This window comes from Georgenia satyanarayanai, assembly GCF_900116375.1.
Taxonomy (GTDB): domain Bacteria; phylum Actinomycetota; class Actinomycetes; order Actinomycetales; family Actinomycetaceae; genus Oceanitalea; species Oceanitalea nanhaiensis.
On sequence record NZ_UETB01000009.1, the window covers coordinates 77,376 to 97,259 of the forward strand.

Below are 19,884 nucleotides of genomic sequence, written 5' to 3' on the forward strand. Positions count from 1 at the left end.
GCAGTCGCCCCCAGGACAGGGGAACCATGACGACACCGAGCGGCGCTGGGCTGGCGCCCAGCACGGCCACGATCGAGCACGGCGACCTCCAGCGCTCCGCGGAGCTGCTCGGGCGGGTCAACGCGATCTTCGGCCAGCGGGTCATCGGCCAGGAGGCACTGCGCACGGCCCTCGTGTCCACCCTGCTCGCCGGCGGGCACATCCTCCTCGAGTCGGTCCCCGGGCTGGCGAAGACGACGGCCGCGCAGACGCTGGCCTCCTCGGTCTCCGGCACCTTCCACCGGATCCAGTGCACCCCGGACCTCATGCCCAACGACATCGTCGGCACGCAGATCTTCAACTACGCGACCGGCCAGTTCAGCACCCAGCTCGGGCCGGTCCACGCCAACCTCGTCCTCCTCGACGAGATCAACCGCTCCAGCGCGAAGACGCAGTCGGCGATGCTCGAGGCGATGCAGGAGAAGCAGACCTCCATCGGCGGCGAGGTCTTCCCGCTGCCCACGCCCTTCATGGTCCTCGCGACGCAGAACCCCATCGAGGAGGAGGGCACCTACGTGCTGCCCGAGGCCCAGATGGACCGCTTCCTCGTCAAGGAGGTCCTCACCTACCCCACGCCCACCGAGGAGATCAGCGTCCTCGACGGCATCAGCTCCGGCTCCTTCGAGGCGCCGCTGCGCAGCGACCCCATCAGCCTGGACGACGTCGTGCTCCTCCAGCACCTCGCCGCGCAGGTGTACGTCGACGCGTCGATCAAGCAGTACATCGTCGCGATCGTCAACACCACGCGCGGTGGTGGGCCCCGGCCGCTGCCGAAGTTCTCCCAGCACGTGCGGGTGGGCGCGAGCCCGCGTGGCGCGATCGCGCTCATGCGCGTGGCCCAGGCCCACGCCCTCCAGCAGGGCCGCACCTACGTCGTGCCCGACGACGTCAAGGCGCTGAGCCACAGCGTCCTGCGTCACCGGCTCGTGCGCACCTACGACGCCCTGGCGAACAACGTCGCTCCCGAGGCGCTCATCGACGCCGTCTTCGCCGCCGTCCCCGCGCCGTAATGTCGAGCGCGTCCCGGCTGGCGAAGGTCCGCGCGCGCCTCGACCTCCCCACGGTCCGGCGCGCCTCGGGCCTGCTCGACGGGCACCACCGCTCGATCTTCACCGGGCACGGGCAGGACTTCGACGACATGGTCGAGTACCACCCGGGCGACGACGTCGGCGACATCGACTGGAAGGCCTCGGCCCGCACCGGTCACCCGGTCATCCGCCGCTTCGTCCACGAGTCCAACCTCGCGATGGTCCTCGCCGTGGACACCGGCCGCTCGATGGCCGCCAGCGCCCCGAGCGGGGAGCGCAAGTCGGAGATCGCCCTCTTCGCCGCCGACGTCGTCGCCTACCTCGCGCGGGCCCGCGGGGACCTCGTCGGGCTGGTGGCCGGCGACTCGCGGCGCATCACCCAGGTCCCGGCCCGCGGCGGCACCGGCCACATGGAGATGCTGCTGCGCCTCCTCGAGGGCGAGCTCACCCGGGACGCGCCCGTCTCGGACCTCTCCCGCGTCCTGGACCGGATCCTCACCTCGGCCACCCGGCGCACGCTCGTCGTCCTCATCACCGACGAGGCGCGTCCCGCCCTCAGCGACGAGGACGCGCTGCGCCGCCTGCGCACCCGGCACGACGTCATGGTCATCTCCGTGGCCGACGCCGTGCCCACGACGCCCGGCCTGGGCGCCGTCGCCGACGTCGAGGGCGGGCTCGTGCTGCCGCCCTTCCTCCAGCGCGACCGCCGCCTGCACGCCGCGGCGACCACCGCCGTGGCCAACCGCAAGAAGCGGGTGCGGGACATGCTGCGGCGCCGCGGCGTCGAGCACGTCGTCGCCGCCAGCTCCGACGACGTCGTCGACGCCCTCCTCGACCTGTTCCGGAGGCAGCGACGTGTCCGGAGCTGAGACCCTGCTGCCCCCCGAGGCCTACTCCACGTGGGTGCCGGTCCTCGGCGGCGTGCTGCTGCTCGCCGTCGCGGCCTGGTACGCCTTCGTGCTGCTCTCCACCCGCCGCCCGGACCGTGCCCGCGAGCCGGGACCGCTGAGCCGGGACGGCCGCGCCCGCTACGAGGAGGACGTCGAGGCGGCGCTCGCCGCCTACCGCAGCGGGGAGCGCGACGTGCGCACCCTGCACCTCGACCTCGCGCGCATCATGCGCTCCTTCGCCTCCGAGCGGATCGGGCGCGACGTGCGCTCGTGGACCGCCGGCGAGATCGCCGACCACGACCCGACGGCGCAGCTCGGTGACCTCCTGCACCTGTGGGAGGAGCCGTCCTTCGCGCGGCGCAGCGACGCGGAGGCCGAGACGGCCGTGCAGCGCGCCAGGGAGGTGATCCGCCGGTGGTGATGCTCATGGCGTGGCTCATCCCCGTGGTCCTCGGCGTCGTCGTCCTCGCGGCGGTCCTCGGCTGGTTCCGGCCGCGGCACTCCCGCGAGACGAGGTCGGTGCGGTGGGTGGCCAACACCGCCTACCTCCGCCGGCTGCCCACCTACCGCCGCCGGATGCGGCTCTACCAGGTCGCGCTCGGCGGGGTGGGTGTCTTCGCGCTCGTCGCGGCCCTCGGCTCCTCGCTGCTGCTCGCCCGCCCGGCCGAGCGGGACGTGCGCGCGGAGGTCCTGGCCACCCGCGACATCGTCCTGTGCCTGGACGTGTCCGGCTCGATGATCGAGTTCGACACCGAGATCGTCCAGACCTTCTCCGAGATGGTCGAGGGCTTCGACGGCGAGCGGATCGCGCTGTCGGTGTGGAACTCGACCTCCCGCACCGTCTTCCCGCTCACCGACGACTACGCCCTCGTCACCGACGAGCTCGACGCGGCCGCCACCGCCCTGGACTTCGACCTCGACGCCCTCGTCCACGCCCCCGAGGCGCTGGACCGGCTCGAGGAGTTCGTCGCCGGGACGATGTCGCTGGACCCCAACTCCTCCTCGCTCGTCGGGGACGGCCTGGCCACCTGCGCCTACGCCTTCGACGAGACGGACACCGAGCGCTCCCGCTCGATCATCATCGCGACCGACAACCAGGTGCTCGGCGAGCCGATCTACGGCCTCCAGGAGGCCGCCGACCTCGCCGCCGAGCGCGACATCCGCCTCTACGGCCTGTTCGCCGCCTCCGACGAGGCGTACTCCCCGGAGAACGAGGAGGCCTACCGGCAGGCCATCACGGGGCACGGCGGGCTCGTCTACAACGCCGACGACCCCGGCGCCGTCGACGCGATCATCGAGGACATCGCCTCCCAGCAGGCCGTGGAGCTCGAGGCCGAGCCGGAGGTCGTCATCACCGACCGGCCCGAGACCGTCCTGTGGATCGCCGTCGCCGGCGTCGCCGGGCTGGTCCTCGCCGCGTGGAGGCTGCGGTCATGATCCTGCGACTCGTGTGGCCGCTGTGGGTCATCGCCCTGGTCCTCCTGCCGCTCATCGTCGTCTGCGTCCTCGCCGCCGTGCGGGCCCGCCGCACCGAGGACGGCTCCTTCGCCGCGTGGCTGCGCCGCGGGGGCATGGTCCTCGCGCTCGCGGCGATCGCGCTGGGCCCGGCCGTGCCGAGCACGACGACGACGGTCGCGACCAACGTCGAGATGTTCTTCGTCGTCGACCGCACCGGCTCGATGGCGGCGGAGGACTACGACGGCGGACGCCCCCGGCTGGACGGCGTGCGGCACGACGTCGAGGCGCTCGTCGAGGCGATGCCGGGCGCCCGCTACTCCGTCATCACCTTCGACTCCCAGGCCGCGCGCCAGCTGCCTCTCACCACCGACGCCCGGGCGGTGAGCACGTGGGCCGAGACCCTCGTCCAGGAGATCACCTACTACTCGGCGGGCTCCGCCGTCGACCGTCCGTTGCCGGCGCTGCGCGGCGCCCTCGAGGGCGCCGCCGACCGCAACCCCGAGAACGTCCGGCTCGTCTTCCTCCTGTCCGACGGCGAGAACACCCGCGGTGACGGGACGGGGGACAGCGAGACACAGTCCTACGCGGAGCTCGCACCCCTGGTCGACGGGGGCGCGGTGCTCGGGTACGGCACCGCCGAGGGCGGGCAGATGCGCTTCTACGACGGCACCGAGACGACCGGCCCCGGCACCGACGCACCGTGGATCCTCGACGAGACCCAGCCCGGCTCCCCGGCGGCCGTCTCGCAGATCGACGAGACCCAGCTGCGGCGCGTGGCCGAGCAGCTCGGTGTCGACTACACCCACCGCACCGCCCCCACGGACGTGTCGGGGCTCGTGGCCGGCATCGACGCCGAGACCATCGCCGCGGAGGACGGCCGCCGCGAGGTGTCCGTCTACGAGGACGTCTACTGGCCGGCGGCCACGGTGCTCGCCGTCCTGCTCGCCTGGGAGGCGTGGTACCTGGCGCGCCGGTTCCCCCGTCCCTTCGCGTCCCGCCGAGGAGGGAGCGCCGCATGACCGCCGAGGACGTCACGCAGCCGGAGCGCCCGCCGCTGCCCGCCCACCTGCGCCGCCGCCGACGGCTGCTCGCGTGGTCCGCGCCGGTGGTGCTGGCCTTCCTCGTCACCGGGTCCCTGCTCCTGGGCACGGTGCTGGGCGCCGCCCTGGGCACCCGCGACTTCGACGCGCTGCGCTTCCCGGAGGCGGCGCGGCAGTACCAGGCGCAGCAGCGCTGGACCGGCTTCGCCGAGCAGTGGAAGGCGTGGTTCAACAGCGGCACCGCGCAGTACCGGGCCGAGGAGCACTTCCTCGCGGTCGAGGACCTGCGCGTCGCGCTCGACCTGGTCCCCGAGGCGGGTCCGCTGCCGGACGGCCCGGAGGGCAGCAAGGCGCCGGAGTCGCCCGAGTGCCGGGTCCGGACCAACCTCTCCCTGGCGATCGAGGCGATGGGGGACGTCGCCGCGACGGACGACGAGGACCCCGGCATGGCCGAGGTCTACTACGCCGAGGCGCAGGAGGTCATCGCGCCCTGCACGAGCTCCGCGGAGAACGAGGAGACCTCCGAGCGCCAGGAGGACAAGGAGCAGCAGGCCCGCGAGGACCAGCAGGACCCCCAGGAGGAGCCCTCGGAGCAGCCCTCGGGGGAGCCGAGCGACGAGCCGAGCGACGAGCCCAGCGACCAGCCCTCCGACGGGCCGAGCGACCAGCCCACCGACGAGCCGAGCGACGAGCCGGGCGAGCAGGACCCCACCGACGAGCCGAGCGACGACCCCCGGCGTGAGGAGCTCGAGGACCGCAACCGCGAGGCCGAGCGCGACCGGCAGGAGCAGCAGGAGCGCGGTGGCGGAGGGTTCGGCGGCGGCCAGAACTGGTAGCCGCCCCGGCGGCCGGGGACCCGACGTGTGGAGGACCGCCGAGGAGGGGTGCAGACTGAGGTGGTGCCGACACCGAGGGAGACGACCGACGTCGTCGTCGTGGGTTCTGGACCCAACGGGCTCGCGGCGGCGGTGACGATGGCGCGAGCCGGTCTCGGCGTCGTCGTCCTCGAGGCCGAGTCCACGATCGGGGGCGGGGCCCGCACCCTCGACCTCCCCGGCGCGGAGGGCCTGCGCTACGACGTCTGCTCCGCCGTCCACCCCCTCGCGACGGCCAGCCCCTTCCTCGCCGAGTTCGACCTCCCCTCCCGCGGGGTGGAGCTCGTCACCCCCGAGCTGTCCTACGCCCACCCGCTCGACGGCGGCCGCGCCGGCCTCGCGTGGCGGGACCTCGAGCGGACGGTCGACGGCCTCGGCGCCGATGGCCCGGCGTGGCAGCGGCTCTTCGGGCCGCTGACGCGTGAGCCGGAGGCGGTCGTCGGCGCCACGCTGGGGGACATGCGCAGCATCCCGCCGGAGCTGCGCACGCCGAGCGGCGTGCGCGCCGCCGTCGCCTTCGGTCTGCGGGTGCTCACCCAGGGCACCCACCTGTGGAACCTCCCCTTCCGCAGCGACGTCGCCCCGGCCATGGTCACGGGCGTCGCCGGCCACGCCATCGCGCCGCTGCCGGGCCTCGCCCCCGCGGGCGTGGCGCTGATGCTCGGCACGCTCGCCCACGGTGTCGGCTGGCGCATCCCCGTGGGCGGCTCGCAGGCGATCGTCGACGCGCTCGTCGCCGACCTCGAGGCCCACGGCGGGCAGGTGCGCACCGACGTGCGGGTGCGCTCGTGGCGCGACATGCCCCGCGCCCGCACCTACCTCCTCGACACGACGCCCCGGGTGGCCGCGGGCATCTGGGGGGACCGGATGCCCGCGGCCATCGCCCGGCGGCTGCGTACGGCCCCGCGCGGCGGCGGCGCCGCGAAGGTCGACTTCGTCCTCGACGGTCCCGTCCCGTGGGCGGTGCCCGAGGTGGGGCAGGCCTTCACCGTCCACGTCGGCGGCAGCCGCGAGCAGATCACCGCCGCCGAGACCCAGGTGGCACGCGGCCTCATGCCCGAGCGGCCCAGCGTCCTCCTGTCCGACCCCGCCGTGGCCGACCCCGGGCGCGAGCAGGGCGGGTTGCGACCGCTGTGGACCTACGCCCACGTGCCCGCCGGCTCCGACGTCGACATGACCGAGGCGATCACGCGGCAGATCGAGCGTTTCGCGCCCGGGTTCCGCGACGTCGTCGTCGACAGCGTGAGCGTGCCGGCGGCGCGGATGGTCGAGCACAACGCCAACCTCGCCGGTGGCGACATCGCCGGTGGTGAGGTGACGATGCGCCGTGTCCTCGGTGGTCCCACCGGCCGCTGGGACCCCTACTTCCTCGGCATCCCCGGCGTGTACCTGTGCTCGTCCTCGGCGCCCCCCGCGCCGGGCGTCCACGGCATGAACGGCTGGCACGCCGCCCGCCGGGCGCTGCGCCGGCGCTTCGGCCTGCCCGTCCCCTCCCTCGCCCCCTGACCGACGACGACGGCGTCCGGGCGCCCGCGTCCTGGGCGGTCCCGGCCCGGTAGGGTGCCCTGCGGACCGAGTGAAGGAGAGTGCGGATGGGCGGCGTCGTGCGGCTGCGTGACGTGGCGGTCGGGGAGGGGCGGGTCAAGATCGCCGCCCCGCTGTGCTCGCCGACCCTCGAGGCGCTCCTCGAGGAGGCGGGGCGGGTGACCGCCGCGGGCGTCGACGTCGCAGAGTGGCGCGCCGACTACCTCCTCGCCTCCCGTCCCGACGCGCCGCTGGAGGAGCTGCCGGCCGCCCTGCGCGAGCGCTTGGGTGCCACACCCCTGCTCCTCACCGTGCGCAGCGCCGAGGAGGGCGGACAGGTCACCCTCGACGACGCCGCGTACGCCGCGGCCGTGTCGGCCCTCCTCGACGGCGGCGCCGGCGACGCGGTCGACCTCGAGCTCGCGCGTGGTCGCGTGCTGCCCTCACTCGTCGACCGCGCCCGGGAGGTGGGCGCTCAGGTGCTCGTCTCGAGCCACGACGTCACGGGCACCCCGTCCGCCGCGGAGATGGCCGACCGGCTGGCCGCGATGGCCGCGGCCGGCGCGGACGTCGTCAAGATCGCCGTCACGGCGCGGGACCCGCTCGACGTCATCGCCCTGCTCGAGGCGACGTGCACGGCCGACCGGGAGCTCGACGTCCCCGTCGTGACGATGGCGATGGGCCCGCTGGGCCTGGTGAGCCGCCTGTGCGGGGAGGTCTTCGGCTCCGCCGTCACCTTCGGGTCGGTCGACCGGGCCTCGGCGCCCGGGCAGATCGACGTCGCCCGCCTGCGGGACGTCGTCGGGCTCGTCCACGAGCACGCGGCGCGATGAGCCAGCCGCCCCCACCGACGGGAGCGCCGCAGGAGCCGTGGAGGCCGCCCGCCGGTCCCTACCGCCCGCCCGCCGGCCCCCGCCCGCCCGCCGGCGCCGGCCCGGCCGCTGGCCCGTCCCGTCCCGCTGCCGATCCCTACCGGCCGGGCGGCTACGCCCTCCCGTACCAGGCCACGCCGCCCGGTCCGACCGGCTCGCCCCTGGACGCCTACGCCTACCAGCTGCCCGCCCCGCGCCGGCGGACGGGGCTCGTGGTGGCGATCGTCGTCGGCGCGGTGGCTCTCCTCGCCGCGCTCACCGTCGTCGTCGTCGCGCTCGTGGGACTCGTGGGCGGCGGTCGGGCCTACGGCGAGGACGCCGACCTCGACCGCCTGTGGGACTCCTGCGCGGAGGGAGACGCGCAGGCCTGCGACGACCTCTACCTCGAGTCCCCGGTCGGCTCGGAGTACGAGGAGTACGGCGACACCTGCGGCGGCCGCTTCCCGCCGGGCGAGCAGCTGTGGTGCCGCGGGCGCATGTGAGCTCAGCCCCGCAGCCCGAGCACCGCGACGACCGGCAGGTCTGCCGGTAGCCACGGCAGCGCGGCCCAGTCGGCCTGGCCGACCCACTGCAGCGCGTCGTGGTCGACCAGCGGCCGCGGGCTGCCCGTCCCGACGCCGGCCAGCCACACGCGCAGGCGCAGCGCGGAGGTGATCGGCCAGTCCCCGTCGAGCGGCCCCGTCACGCGCGCCCCCAGGCAGACGCGGACCCCGAGCTCCTCGTGCAGCTCGCGGTGGAGCGCAGCGACGGGGTCCTCCCCGGGCTCGACCTTCCCGCCGGGCAGCTCCCACCGGCCGGCGAGCTCGACCGGTGCGGACCGGCGGGCGGCGAGCAGCCGCGAGGGCCGGGTGACGTCGTCGACGATCGCCGCGGCGACGACGAGACGGCCCGTCCAGGCGGGAGGGGCGCTGTCAGGGCGACGATCGGGCACGCCGTGCACGCTACCGCTGCCGCCCTCGCCACGGCACGATGGCGGGATGGACCTGACGGCGGTGCTCGCGCGGCTGCGCCCGGGCGCGGCGCTCGCGGAGCTCGGCGTGGCGGACGCGGCTGTGTGGGCGGCGCTCGCGGCGGGGCTGCTCGTCGTGGGTGTGCGTCCGCTGTGGCGGGTGCTGCGCGTGGTGGTCACCGTGGTCCACGAGCTCGGCCACGCGGTCGTCGGCGTCCTCGTCGGACGCTCGTTCACCGGCCTGGTGCTGCGCCCGGACATGTCGGGGCACGCCGTCACGGTGGGGCGCTCCCGCGGCCCCGGACGGGTGGCGACGACGTGGGCCGGCTACCCGGCACCCGCGATCGTCGGTCTCGCGCTCGTCCTCGCGGGGACGAGCGGGTGGTCGGGTGCGGCGACCTTCGTCGTGGCGCTGCTCCTCCTGCTCGCCCTGCTGCGCTCCCGGTCGGTCTACACGGGTCTGGTCATGGTGGCGGCCCTGGGCCTCGCGGCATGGCTGTGGTGGGCGGCCGACGAGCGGGTCCGGGGCCTGGCGCTGCTCACCGTGGGCGTCGTGCTGCTGCTCGGCGCCTGGCGGCACCTCGGCGCTGTGCTCCGTGCGCCGGACCGTGGCTCGGACCCGGCGGTGCTCGCGCGCCTCACCCGGGTGCCGGCGGCGCTGTGGGTGCTGTCCTTCGCCGCCGTCCTGGCTGTCTCGAGCTGGCTCGCTGCCGGCCGGCTGTGGGAGCTGGTGCGTTGACAACGCGGCCGACGAGGGCCAATACTTGAACGATCAACCATGAGAGGCACACATGAGCGATCCGCGCTGGCTGTCCCCCGTCGAGCGGGAGACCTGGCTGAGCATCTCCGAGCTCGTCACCACGCTACAGGGCGCCCTCGACACGCGTCTGCAGCAGCACGCGGGCGTCACCTTCTACGAGTACATGGTCATGGCCATGCTCTCCGAGCACGACGACCGCACCCTCCAGCTCAGCGAGCTCGCCGAGCTGACCTCCGGTTCGCTGTCGCGACTGTCCCACGTGCTCACCCGGCTCGAGCGGCACGGGTGGGTGGTGCGCGAGCGGTCCCCGCTCAACCCGCGGGCCCGCATCGCCACGCTGACGGACGAGGGTCTGGAGAAGGTGGAGCAGACGGCGCCCGCCCACGTCCGCGACGTGCGCGAGCTCGTCTTCGACGCCATCGCCCCCGAGGACGTCCCCGAGCTGGCCCGGATCCTCGCCCCGGTGCTCGACCGCGCCCGTCCGCCCGGGCGCCGCGTGCGCACCGGCCGCGGCCTGGGCGTGCGCTGATCCAGCAGGCTGGGCGTGCGCTGACCTAGCAGGCGGCCGACGCGCCGCCGATCTGGCGCGGCAGGTCGCGGTGGGCGCCGAGGTTGAGCGCGTCGGCGGCGATACGCATCTGGTCGAGCTCCGGGCCGCCGAGGGTCTGGGCGACGGTGTCGAGGAGCCGGATCCGGATGGCCTCGGACTGGACGAGGACCGCCTCACCCTTGGGCGTGAGGTGCACGAGGGTGGGGCTGGCGTCCGCGTTGCGCTCGTTGGGGTGGTGGTGGCGGCTCAGCAGCCCCTTGCGGACGAGGCCGCTGACGGTGGCCGCGGAGGCGGCGTCCGCCTGGCCGGTGAGCCTGGCCACGGTGCGGTGGTGGTCGGCTCCCTCGGCGACGGCGGTGAGGGCCTGGAGCTCACCCAGGCGCAGCCCGGTGAGCTCCTCGACGCCGCCGACGAGGAGCCGGCGTGCCTGCTCCCGCTGGGCGGAGTCGGAGTCGAGCTCGAGGATGGCGTCCAGACCCGACCCGGGGGTCGTGCCACGCAGCACCTGACGGGCGCGGCTGAGGAGGTCCGTCTCGTCGGGGTCGGCGGCCGGGACCGGCGGGGGGTCGTCCTGCTGAATGCTCACAGTTCGACAACGCTACGGGACTCCACCGAGTTCCACCCGGTGGGCTGCTGGTCGCCGGAGGCGGTTTCCGAACCGGCGCGGGCCGTGGCTATACTCGTCTCCGGCAGCGGCACAGTCGCTGTCACGCGGGTGTAGTTCAATGGTAGAACTTCAGCTTCCCAAGCTGACGGCGCGGGTTCGATTCCCGTCACCCGCTCCACTGCAAAGATGCAGGTCAGAGCACCGCACACCCCCTCGGTTACGGTTCTCCTGGCCCCGCCCGATCGGCGATCGTGCCACTACGTGCCACAACGACGCCGATAGGACACCACATGGCGCCCCGCAAGAAGCACCGCCGAGCGTTCGGGAGCCTGCGCAAGCTGCCCTCGGGCCGCTACCAGGCCCGCTACCCCGTCGACGGGGAGGCCGCGATGCGCTCACTCGGCACCTTCGCCACCCGCCGTGAGGCCGAGGAGGCGCTCGCGGTCATCCAGTCCCAGATGGTCCAGGGCGCGTGGCGCGACCCCCGGCTGGGGGAGGTGGCGCTCGGCGCCTACGTCGGCGACCTCATCACGTCCGCCACCCACCTGCGGGAGAGCACCCGTGCCCTCTACGCCCGGCTCCACCGAGAGTGGATCGACGCCGACCTGCCCGCAGAAGGCCGCGGCGGCAACGGGCGTGGGGTCAAGCTCGGCGGCCGGTCGATCGGGACATTGACACCGGCCGACGTGCGCGAGTGGCACGGTGCTGTCCACAGGGAAGCCGAGCGCCGGGCCCTCGACCGCCACGCCCGCGCCGCGACCGCCCCCTCGCGCGTCAACGCTGCGATCCGCGCCTGGGCGGCCGGCAACGGCAGGTCCGTCGCCACGACCGGACGTATCCCAGCGCACATACGAGATGCGTGGGAGAAGGCCGGAGGGCTCGACCTCATCACCGCCCCGCGCGAAACTGTCAACGCCGGCAAGACCGAGCCGGCACAGGCGTACCGGCTTCTCCGTTGGGCGCTCGGGCACGCTGTCGACGATGGCCTCCGCGCGGACAACCCCTGCAAGATTCCCCACGCCGGCCAGGCCGACGAGTTGCTCCGACAGGAGCGCACTCCGGCCACCGTCGTGGACGTGCAGAACATCGCTGCGGCGATGCCCGCGCGCTATTCCGCAGCCGTCTGGCTCGCGGCGCTCAGCGGTCTCCGGGCCGGCGAGCTCTTCGGTCTCCAGCGGCGGCATGTGAACCTTACGACCGGCGAGCTGAGGGTCGTGCAGGCCCTGGTCCCAGGCACCGCAGGTGCAGTAGGCGCGCCGAAGACCGCAGCAGGCAAACGTGTCGTGCACCTCCAAGGTCCAGCGCTCGCAAGCCTGGTGGAGCACATGGCGACGTACACCGCCGCTGGCAAAGACGCATTCATCTTCTCCACCGCCTCGGGCCGACCCTTGGACTCGTCCAACCGCAGCAAGGTCTTCCGTCGCGCCGCTCAGGGCGCGGGACGCCCGGACCTTACCTGGCACGACCTCCGCCACACGGCCGCCCTCTACGCAGCAAAGAGCGGCGCGACCGTTGCCGAGCTGCAAGCCCACCTCGGTCACTCGAACGCACGTGCCGCGATGCGCTACCAGCACGCCGTCAAGGGATCGGCCGCCAGGTTGGCCGCGGGGATCGCCGACTACGTGCAGGGCGAGCTCACAGCCTCTGCCTGACGGGCACAGTCCGGGATGCGTTTCTACGACGACGCCCGCGTCGACGTCCTCAATCACAAGACCGACTCGGGCGACCGGTCATGGCGGTCCTGAGGCGGAGGGAGATGCTGGCTTCGGGCGAATCCACGGGGGCGTTGCGCGAGCTGAACCGCCTGTTCTTCCCCACGAATCTCCCGAACCGGCGCGCTGTGGTGCCGCTCGGTGCACGGCCAGGACCGTCGGTGTCGGGCGCGCTCCATAGCGTTATTGGCGACCAAGCCGAGCGTGTCGGTGGCCCACGGCACCGAGCGTCACGGCGTTCCAGCACGTCGCCACGGAGAAGACATGCCCACCCACAGCACCATCGTCGAGCGCCGCAGGAGTGCCGCCTCCGACATGGACCCCTTCCTCAAAGTCCCAGAGGTCGCCGCCTACCTCGGCACCTCGGAGCGCTACGTCCGCAACCTGGTCGCCGACGGTTGCCTGACGACTTTCCGGCCCGGCCGGCGTGTGCTCGTCCGCCGGTCAGCCGTGGACGCCTTCATCACCGCGCACACGTCCCCTGCGGTCGGTCGGTGAGTACGCACGCCCCGGTGGCAGACGACACCTCCCTCGATAAGTACCTCCAAACACATCACCCGCGGTCCCCTGGCCGCGCTGCCCGTCCAAGGGGCACGTCGAGATCCGTCGAGCGTCGGGTCAAGTGGCCTCTTGGCGCTGCGGGAGCTTGAGGTGCCACGCATGTCTCGTGCCTCAGGTGCTTGACCAGGCTGCGGCAATCTCCCTCGCGCGTCCTCGTCACCTGCTGACGCTGACGCAGGTGGGGCCACGCTGGCCCGCCGTCAAGCGGGCCATGGCAGCCTTCCTGCGCTCCCTGCGGGGTTCCGTGGCGCCCGTCGAAGCCGTTTACCACGTTGAGGCCAATCCCGGCGGGACGGGCAACCACATGCACCTGTGGGTGCGGTCGTCCCGACTTCCCCGGCGGGCCGTCGCCTCGGCCGTAGCCTGCGCCGGGTTCGGGACCGTATTCGACGTCCGGCGCGTCGAACTCCCCGCCGAAGGGCAACGCCTCCAGGCCACGACCTACGGGATGAAGGCGTGCCTCCAACGCCCGGCTGGCGCCACGGGTCTCTGGCCTGCCGCCGAGCAGTACCTCACCCTCAACGGCGACCGCCTCGAGCATCACACGCGCGACTTCTACTTGGACAGGTCGGGAAGCCCGGCTGGTGGGGTCCGGGCGGCGATCAGGGAGGCCCGCCAGCAGTACGGCCTGAGGGGAGGGTGGGCGACCGTTTGACCTTTGCCCTGCGAGGTCACCGGTTTCCAGTACTGAGTGGGTCTGTTGGCCGGGGTGCCAGGGTCCGCCTCCGGGCGGCTGGCACCGTGCGAGGAAGCACCAACTAGCTGGCCTGCACCTCGAAGAACGCGCCCCTCCGCGACGGCGGCCCGTCGATGTGGCAGTTATGTCGGTCGCCAACGCGCGCGCACGTACGACACCCGAGCGATCCGTGCCGGCTCGCCGGGCGTTCCCGATAGGCTCGGAGCGGGCGGAGGAGGCTCTAGGTTGACGCAGACAGCACAGTGGCTCGCGAAGGCGGTCTCCACTTTCGGTGATACCTGCAAGGCCAAGTTGTCCGGCCCTGGCGACCGGGAGGCCGCGATTCGCGCGCCGCTGGAGGCCCTCCTCGGTGCGGCCGGCGACCGACTCGGCGTGGATGCCGTCTTCCACGACGAGGTCCGCGACACCGAACGTCAGGTGCGCCCCGACTACGGCGTGAGCGTCAAGGGCGCTATCACGGGGTACGTCGAGGTCAAGGCCCCCGGTCGTCACATCGATCCCGCGAGGTTCACCGGCCATGACAAGCGGCAGTGGGAGCGTCAGCGCGACCTGCCGAACCTCCTCTACACGAACGGCACCGACTGGCGGCTGTACCGGGACGGTGACCTGCACGCCGGCCCCGTAACGTTCGGCAGCGGCTCCCTGGCGCTCGCGGGCGCCGGCCTCACTGCCCCGCCCGAGTTCGAGTCGCTCATCACCGACTTCCTCCGCTGGAAGCCGGCGCCGATCACCTCAGTGGGCGCCCTCGTGCGGGCGGTCGCGCCGCTCACCCGGCTGCTGCGCGGGGAGGTCCTCGACCAGCTCCAATCCGAGGACAGCGCCATCCGTGCCGGCGCCGACAAGTGGTCCCAGCCCTTCACCGGACTTGCCAACGACTGGCGTGCCCTCCTCTTCCCCACCGCCGACGACGACACCTTCGCCGACGGCTACGCCCAAGCCGTCACCTTCGCCCTGCTGCTCGCCCGCACCGAGGGAATCGACGTCACCGGCCAGCCGCTGCACGAGATCGGCGCCGCCCTCGGCGACGACCACTCCCTCATGGGCCGTGCCCTGCAACTGCTCACCGACGACGTCGCCGCGGACTTCCGCGTGACGCTCGACCTCCTCGTTCGTGTCATCGGCGCTGTTGACTGGGCGCGGGTGCGACGCGGGCGACGCGACACCTACCTGCACCTCTACGAGAACTTCCTCGAGCAGTACGACAACGACCTGCGCAAGCAGTCCGGCTCCTACTACACGCCCCGCGAGATCGTCGACGAGATGGTCCGCCTCACCGAGGAAGCCCTGGTCGCAAGGCTCGGCCGAGAGCGCGCCTTCCGCGACCCCGACGTCCTCACCGTCGACCCGGCGATGGGCACAGGCACCTACCTGCACACCATCCTGGAGCGCGTCGCGGAGCACACCGAGGCCGTCGACGGGCCCGGTGCGGTAGCGGGCGTGGTACGTCAGGTGGCAGAACGCCTGGTCGGCTTCGAGCTCCAGATGGGCCCCTACGCAGTGGCCGAGCTGCGCGCCACCGACCTGCTTGCGTCCCACGGTGCCAGCGCGCCGGCCAGCGGCATGCGCTTCTACGTCACCGACACCCTCGACGACCCAGCCGCAGCCGAGACCCAGATCGGCTCTGGCCTGCGCCTCATCGCTGAGTCTCGCCGGCGCGCCAACGAGGTCAAGCGCCGCGCCAACGTCACGGTCGTCATCGGCAACCCGCCCTACCGAGAACGAGCTGAGGGCATGGGCGGCTGGGTGGAGAAGGGCAGCGAGGCCCACGGCAAGAACGCACGCGGGATCCTGGAGGACTGGCGCGACCCGGACACCGCGCGCCACTTTCACAACCTCAAGAACTCCTACGTTTACTTCTGGCGGTGGGCAAGTTGGAAGGTGTGGGAGTCGACTCCCCACGACGCCGACGACGGAGACGCCGGCGTCATCTGCTTCATCTCGACCTCCGGGTACGTCGGGGGCCCCGGATTCACCGCGATGCGGGAATACCTACGCCGAGAAGCCTCCGAAGGCTGGGTCATCGACCTCACGCCCGAGGGGCAGACCCCGGATGTGCCGACTCGAATCTTCCCAGGCGTACGCCAACCCCTCGCCATCGGCCTGTTCATCCGCAAGGCGGACGCGATGGGCGATGTCCCGGCGACGATTCACTACCGCGCCGTGCATGGGCGCCAGGCCGAGAAATTCGCCGAGCTGTCCCGGATCTCACTCGACGACGACGGTTGGAGGCTGGCGCGCACAGACTGGACTGCACCGCTTACCCCGTCGGCCGACACGGCGTGGGACACGTACCCGGCGCTCAACGACCTGCTTCCGTGGACGTCTCCCGGCGTCACGGGTAACCGGCGGTGGCCGTACGGCCCTTCGTCCCGCGTGCTGGAGCGGAGGTGGCGGATGCTCCAGGCCGAGGCAGATCCACGAGCGCGCGCGGAACTGTTCAAGGAGACGGGCGACCGATCTCTCACAAGCCGCCCTCAGCCGCTGCCGCTAGTGGTCGACGCACCCTCGGATTCCCTCGCGCAGGACCGCGGAGCGTCGATGAACCCTGTGCGGGTGGGATACCGGAGTTTCGACCGGCAGTGGCTGATTCCCGATGCCCGCGTCCTGGACCGTGCACGACCCGACCTTTGGGCGGCGCGCGTCCGCGGCCAAGTGTTCACGATCGAGCAGCACTCCAAGGTGATCGAGGATGGCCCGGGCCTCGTGTTCTCGACCCTCATCCCCGACATGGACCACTTCAATAACCGCGGCGGCCGCACGCTCCCACTGCTGTATCCCGACGGTAGCCCGAACCTCGCGCCTGGTGTCATTCGTGCCCTCTCGAAGGAGTTGGGTCGCCAGGTCACCGCGAGCGACGTGCTGGCTTACGTGGCCGGCGTCGTTGCCCATCCCGGCTTCACCCGAACCTTCGCCGACGAGCTCACCACCCCCGGAATTCGCGTGCCCCTGACCGCCGATGCGCAGCTGTTCGCCGACGCGGTCGCGCTCGGTGAGCAGGTGGTCTGGCTGCACACCTATGGTGAGATGTACGCCGGCAGCGACCGCCCGAGGGGCGATGTCCGATACCCGCCCGGCGATGAGCGCCAGCCCAAGGCACTTACACCGATCACGACGATGCCGACTGGGGCAACCTACGATGCCAACCGTGCTGTCGTTGTGCTCGGGGACGGCGAGTTCGGACCGGTGCGCGAGGAGGTCTGGGACTACGCCGTCGGCGGCAAGAACGTCATCAAGTCGTGGGTGAACTACCGCAAGGCCGAGCCGGGCGGGAAGAAGAGCTCACCGCTCGACCACGTCCACGTGGATGAGTGGGACCCGGACTGGACCACCGAGCTCATCGACCTGTTCACCGTGCTGACCCGACTCGTCGAGTTGGAACCCGAGCAGGCAGAACTGCTCGAGCGCGTCCTCGCCGGCCCGCTACTGACGATGGAGGAGCTCCGCCTCGACGGGGTGCGCTGGCCCGCGAGTGCTGCCGACCGCAAGCCACGCCACGGCTTCGAAGCGCGCACCGACGACACCGTCCCAGCCTTCGATCTCTAGGCGTCGAGTCGGTCGCTCTCCATTTTCACCTCCACCTCCGAAAGGCCCGACGTCGTGCAGTTCACCGTTCCTCCAGGGTGGCCCCAGCCGCCCCAGGGCTGGACTCCTCCTCCCGCGTGGCGTCCCGACCCGTCCTGGCCACCGGCGCCCCCCGGGTGGCAGTTCTGGCAGCCCTCCTCTGTGCTCGCTACCTAGGTGCCTGGCCAGGTCGAGCGACCAGCCGCGACGTCTGACCCGTACGTCCGGGAGGAGATCGCTCAATTGCCGCCACCGGTCCAGCGTGCCCTTGGGGTGCGGCCGGCGAAGGTCGACAACGCAATCGCATGGGCGTTGCTCTCGTGCCGGTGGGGCTCATCTTGCTGGACATCGTTTTGCTCCAGCAGGGCATCTCCCCGTTCAGCCTGGTGTCGATCCTGCTCGCGCTCGCGTTAGGCAGCGGCCTGATGGTGGTCGACCGCCCGGATCCTAGAGCGTCAAGGGCAGCCGGCACCCAGCCTGTGGTACTTGGTGATCGGCGGGGCGCCGGTCTACCTGGTGCAGCGCAGGAGGCTGCTCGGGCAGTCGTGGGCGACACCCCTGGTGTGGCTCGCGTCGGTCCTTGCGTACCTCGCCTCGGCGGGCGTTGTCGGGATGCTGGGGGGCGTGGAACTCGATCCGGCGACCCTGGAGTACGAAATTGAGCAGGGGTACAGGGAGTACGGCGAGAGGGCCGTGGTCGACTGTCCGGATTCGGCCATCGCGCCCGTCGGGGGGAGCGTGTCCTGCTGGGCGACCTTCTCCGATGGCTCCGTGGCCGAGGGCGTCATCACCGTCGAGAACGCCCAGGGCTGGTTCACCTGGCAGGAGTCCTGGTGACGCACGTTGGGCGAGGGTCGGGACGAGCACGGGACCGTCGGGCGAAGCGTCCCCGCTACTCTCGCAGGCTGGCGTGCCAGTACGTGCCATTCACCCGTGTTACTCGGTGCATCTCGGTGCATCCCCATGTAACGTCGGACCCGCACGACCTTGCTGATCTCAACGCAGCGGCGGGGATAGGTGTCGCCGCCCGTCAGCTTCCCAAGCTGACGGCGCGGGTTCGATTCCCGTCACCCGCTCAGACGGCCGGTCCCGACAGGGCCCGGCCGTTCGCCATTCTCCCGCCAGGCGGTGGCACAATCGCTGGGTGCTTCTCTCCGACCGTGACATCCGGGCCCAGATCGACGGCGGGCGGGTCCACCTGGACCCCTACGACCCCGCGATGATCCAGCCCGCCAGCATCGACGTCCGGCTCGACCGGTGGTTCCGGCTCTTCGACAACCACCGCTACCCGGTCATCGACCCGGCGCAGGACCAGTCCGAGCTGACCCGGCTCGTCGAGGTCGCCCCGGAGGAGCCCTTCGTCCTCCACCCCGGGGAGTTCGCGCTCGGTGCCACCCACGAGCTCGTCACCCTGCCCGACGACATCGCCGCCCGCCTGGAGGGCAAGTCCTCCCTCGGGCGCCTCGGCCTGCTCACGCACTCGACCGCCGGCTTCATCGACCCCGGGTTCACCGGCCACGTCACCCTGGAGCTGTCGAACACCGCGACGCTGCCCATCACGCTGTGGCCGGGGATGAAGATCGGGCAGCTGTGCTTCTTCCAGCTCTCCAGCCCGGCCGAGCACCCCTACGGCTCCGGGGCGCAGGGCTCCCGCTACCAGGGGCAGCGGGGACCCACCGCCTCCCGCTCCCACCTGAGCTTCAGCCGGACGCACCTGGTCTGATGACCGCCGAGCTGCCCGTCCTCGACCGTGCTCTCGCGGAGCCGCGGCACCTGCTCGTCCTGTCCGCGGAGGTCGCCCCGGAGGAGGTCGAGGCGCTCGCCGTCTCGCACTTCGACGACGCCGGCTGGCTCGGCCCCTCGACGCTGCGTCTGACCGGCGATGTCCAGCTGACCGGCCCGTGGCGGGTCGACGACCGCGTCCGGGGCGCGCTCGACCTCCCGCCGTGGGCGGCCACCGCCATGCTGCTGCGCTGCCCGGTGCAGCGCGGGGCGCCCGTCCCGCCCGAGCTGCGGGGCCTGGGTGGGCTGCTCGACGCCTTCCCCGAGGGTGAGCCGGTCGGTCTGGAGCGCCGCGTGCTCGACCACCTGCTCGCCCAGGCCCGCCGCCTCGCCGGCGCGCTGCGCGTCTCCGGGACGGGCACGGTCCTCGTCCCCGACCCGGTGTCGGCCGTCGACCTCACCGTGCACACGACGGTGTGGTTGCAGCCCGAGGCCTGCGGCCGGGTGCTCGCCCCCGTCCTGCCGGGCGTGTCGGCCCTCGACGTCCCGGAGGCGCCGGCGGCGCCCACCGACCGTTCCCGGGCCGACGTCAGTCCCTACCGCGCCCGGGCCGTGGCCGCCCTCGACGACGGCGAGCGGGCCTGGCTGCACGCCGAGGCCGACGCCCTCGACTCCGCCGTGCTCGCCCAGCCGCAGGTGGTCGAGGGGTACGCCCACCTCGCGCCGGTGCCCGGCGGGACGCTCGAGGTGCTCGTCGCCGGCGACGAGCACACACCGCTCGTGCTGCGCGGCCTGCCGTGGGCGCGCGGCGGCGTCATCAGCTACGAGGTGCGATGGCGCCCCGACGAGCCGGCCCTCGCGCTCGGCCCGCGCCCGCCGCTGGCGCTGCGGCGGCAGCGCGAGCAGGTGCGGGCCCTCGTCGAGCGGGTCGCCGCGGCGCTGCACGCCGTCGTCGGCGGGGAGGTCGTCGACGACGACTCCTTCCTCGTCGCCCTGCCCCCGGCATGACGACGCGGCGGTCCCCCGGGTGGGGGACCGC

General features: G+C 72.8%; 20 protein-coding genes and 1 tRNA gene. 19 read left to right on the plus strand and 2 right to left on the minus strand.

The window, feature by feature from the left end:
* Positions 1-26: 26 nt before the first annotated feature.
* The 9 genes from DSZ44_RS12315 (at position 27) to DSZ44_RS12355 (ending at position 8,208) form a co-directional block, all read left to right on the plus strand.
* Positions 27-1,049, plus strand: coding sequence for an AAA family ATPase (locus tag DSZ44_RS12315; RefSeq protein ID WP_110852928.1), 1,023 nt, complete (start codon positions 27-29; stop codon positions 1,047-1,049).
* Positions 1,049-1,936 carry a DUF58 domain-containing protein gene (locus DSZ44_RS12320; protein ID WP_110852929.1) on the plus strand — a complete coding sequence of 296 codons (888 nt, stop codon included), beginning with the start codon at positions 1,049-1,051 and terminating at the stop codon, positions 1,934-1,936. The genes DSZ44_RS12315 and DSZ44_RS12320 overlap by 1 nt, the downstream gene beginning before the upstream one ends.
* Entirely contained in the window at positions 1,923-2,378 is a 456-nt protein-coding gene (locus DSZ44_RS12325; RefSeq protein WP_110852930.1) for a hypothetical protein, read from the plus strand. The genes DSZ44_RS12320 and DSZ44_RS12325 overlap by 14 nt, the downstream gene beginning before the upstream one ends.
* Positions 2,378-3,394, plus strand: coding sequence for a VWA domain-containing protein (locus DSZ44_RS12330; RefSeq protein WP_258369475.1), 1,017 nt, complete (start codon positions 2,378-2,380; stop codon positions 3,392-3,394). The genes DSZ44_RS12325 and DSZ44_RS12330 overlap by 1 nt, the downstream gene beginning before the upstream one ends.
* Positions 3,391-4,434, plus strand: a complete 1,044-nt coding sequence (locus DSZ44_RS12335) for a vWA domain-containing protein (protein ID WP_110852932.1) — start codon at positions 3,391-3,393, stop codon at positions 4,432-4,434. Before DSZ44_RS12330 ends, DSZ44_RS12335 begins: the two co-directional genes overlap by 4 nt.
* Positions 4,431-5,291 (plus strand): hypothetical protein, encoded by an 861-nt coding sequence (locus DSZ44_RS12340; protein ID WP_110852933.1) that lies wholly within the window; start codon positions 4,431-4,433, stop codon positions 5,289-5,291. The genes DSZ44_RS12335 and DSZ44_RS12340 overlap by 4 nt, the downstream gene beginning before the upstream one ends.
* Positions 5,292-5,351: 60 nt before the next feature.
* Complete coding sequence (locus DSZ44_RS12345) at positions 5,352-6,836, plus strand: phytoene desaturase family protein (protein ID WP_373681252.1); 1,485 nt, start codon at positions 5,352-5,354, stop codon at positions 6,834-6,836.
* Between the two features lie 86 nt (positions 6,837-6,922).
* On the plus strand, positions 6,923-7,687 hold the full coding sequence (gene aroD, locus DSZ44_RS12350) for a type I 3-dehydroquinate dehydratase (RefSeq protein WP_110852934.1): 765 nt from the start codon (positions 6,923-6,925) through the stop codon (positions 7,685-7,687).
* Entirely contained in the window at positions 7,684-8,208 is a 525-nt protein-coding gene (locus DSZ44_RS12355) for a hypothetical protein (RefSeq protein ID WP_110852935.1), read from the plus strand. The genes aroD and DSZ44_RS12355 overlap by 4 nt, the downstream gene beginning before the upstream one ends.
* A 2-nt stretch (positions 8,209-8,210) precedes the next feature.
* Here the strand turns inward: DSZ44_RS12355 and DSZ44_RS12360 are convergent, their stop codons facing one another.
* Positions 8,211-8,657, minus strand: coding sequence for a (deoxy)nucleoside triphosphate pyrophosphohydrolase (locus DSZ44_RS12360; protein WP_110852984.1), 447 nt, complete (start codon positions 8,655-8,657; stop codon positions 8,211-8,213).
* A 46-nt stretch (positions 8,658-8,703) separates the two neighbouring features.
* Here DSZ44_RS12360 and DSZ44_RS12365 point away from each other — a divergent pair, with 46 nt between their 5' ends.
* Positions 8,704-9,414, plus strand: a complete 711-nt coding sequence (locus DSZ44_RS12365; RefSeq protein ID WP_110852936.1) for a M50 family metallopeptidase — start codon at positions 8,704-8,706, stop codon at positions 9,412-9,414.
* 52 nt (positions 9,415-9,466) lie between these two features.
* Positions 9,467-9,964 carry a MarR family winged helix-turn-helix transcriptional regulator gene (locus tag DSZ44_RS12370; protein WP_110852937.1) on the plus strand — a complete coding sequence of 166 codons (498 nt, stop codon included), beginning with the start codon at positions 9,467-9,469 and terminating at the stop codon, positions 9,962-9,964.
* Positions 9,965-9,989: 25 nt separating this feature from the next.
* On the opposite strand, the gene DSZ44_RS12375 is transcribed toward DSZ44_RS12370, so the two are convergent.
* A complete protein-coding gene (locus DSZ44_RS12375; protein ID WP_110852938.1) occupies positions 9,990-10,571 on the minus strand; it encodes a winged helix DNA-binding protein in 582 nt (193 codons plus the stop codon).
* 125 nt (positions 10,572-10,696) lie between these two features.
* Between DSZ44_RS12375 and DSZ44_RS12380 the strand changes: the two genes are divergently transcribed.
* From DSZ44_RS12380 to DSZ44_RS12420, 8 genes are all read left to right on the plus strand, one after another.
* Positions 10,697-10,770: transfer RNA gene (locus tag DSZ44_RS12380), tRNA-Gly, on the plus strand.
* 112 nt (positions 10,771-10,882) lie between these two features.
* On the plus strand, positions 10,883-12,244 hold the full coding sequence (locus DSZ44_RS12385; protein ID WP_110852939.1) for a site-specific integrase: 1,362 nt from the start codon (positions 10,883-10,885) through the stop codon (positions 12,242-12,244).
* Between the two features lie 324 nt (positions 12,245-12,568).
* Positions 12,569-12,802 carry a helix-turn-helix domain-containing protein gene (locus tag DSZ44_RS12390; protein WP_110852940.1) on the plus strand — a complete coding sequence of 78 codons (234 nt, stop codon included), beginning with the start codon at positions 12,569-12,571 and terminating at the stop codon, positions 12,800-12,802.
* A 274-nt stretch (positions 12,803-13,076) separates the two neighbouring features.
* Positions 13,077-13,520: a hypothetical protein gene (locus tag DSZ44_RS12395; RefSeq protein WP_146237539.1), complete on the plus strand. Its 444-nt coding sequence runs from the start codon at positions 13,077-13,079 to the stop codon at positions 13,518-13,520.
* A gap of 267 nt (positions 13,521-13,787) precedes the next feature.
* Positions 13,788-17,105, plus strand: coding sequence for a type ISP restriction/modification enzyme (locus DSZ44_RS12400; protein ID WP_110852942.1), 3,318 nt, complete (start codon positions 13,788-13,790; stop codon positions 17,103-17,105).
* A gap of 504 nt (positions 17,106-17,609) precedes the next feature.
* Positions 17,610-17,960 (plus strand): DUF4333 domain-containing protein, encoded by a 351-nt coding sequence (locus DSZ44_RS12405; protein ID WP_146237540.1) that lies wholly within the window; start codon positions 17,610-17,612, stop codon positions 17,958-17,960.
* Between the two features lie 307 nt (positions 17,961-18,267).
* Positions 18,268-18,846: a dCTP deaminase gene (gene dcd / locus DSZ44_RS12415; protein WP_110852944.1), complete on the plus strand. Its 579-nt coding sequence runs from the start codon at positions 18,268-18,270 to the stop codon at positions 18,844-18,846.
* Positions 18,846-19,853 (plus strand): hypothetical protein, encoded by a 1,008-nt coding sequence (locus tag DSZ44_RS12420; protein WP_110852945.1) that lies wholly within the window; start codon positions 18,846-18,848, stop codon positions 19,851-19,853. The genes dcd and DSZ44_RS12420 overlap by 1 nt, the downstream gene beginning before the upstream one ends.
* Positions 19,854-19,884 lie beyond the last annotated feature (31 nt).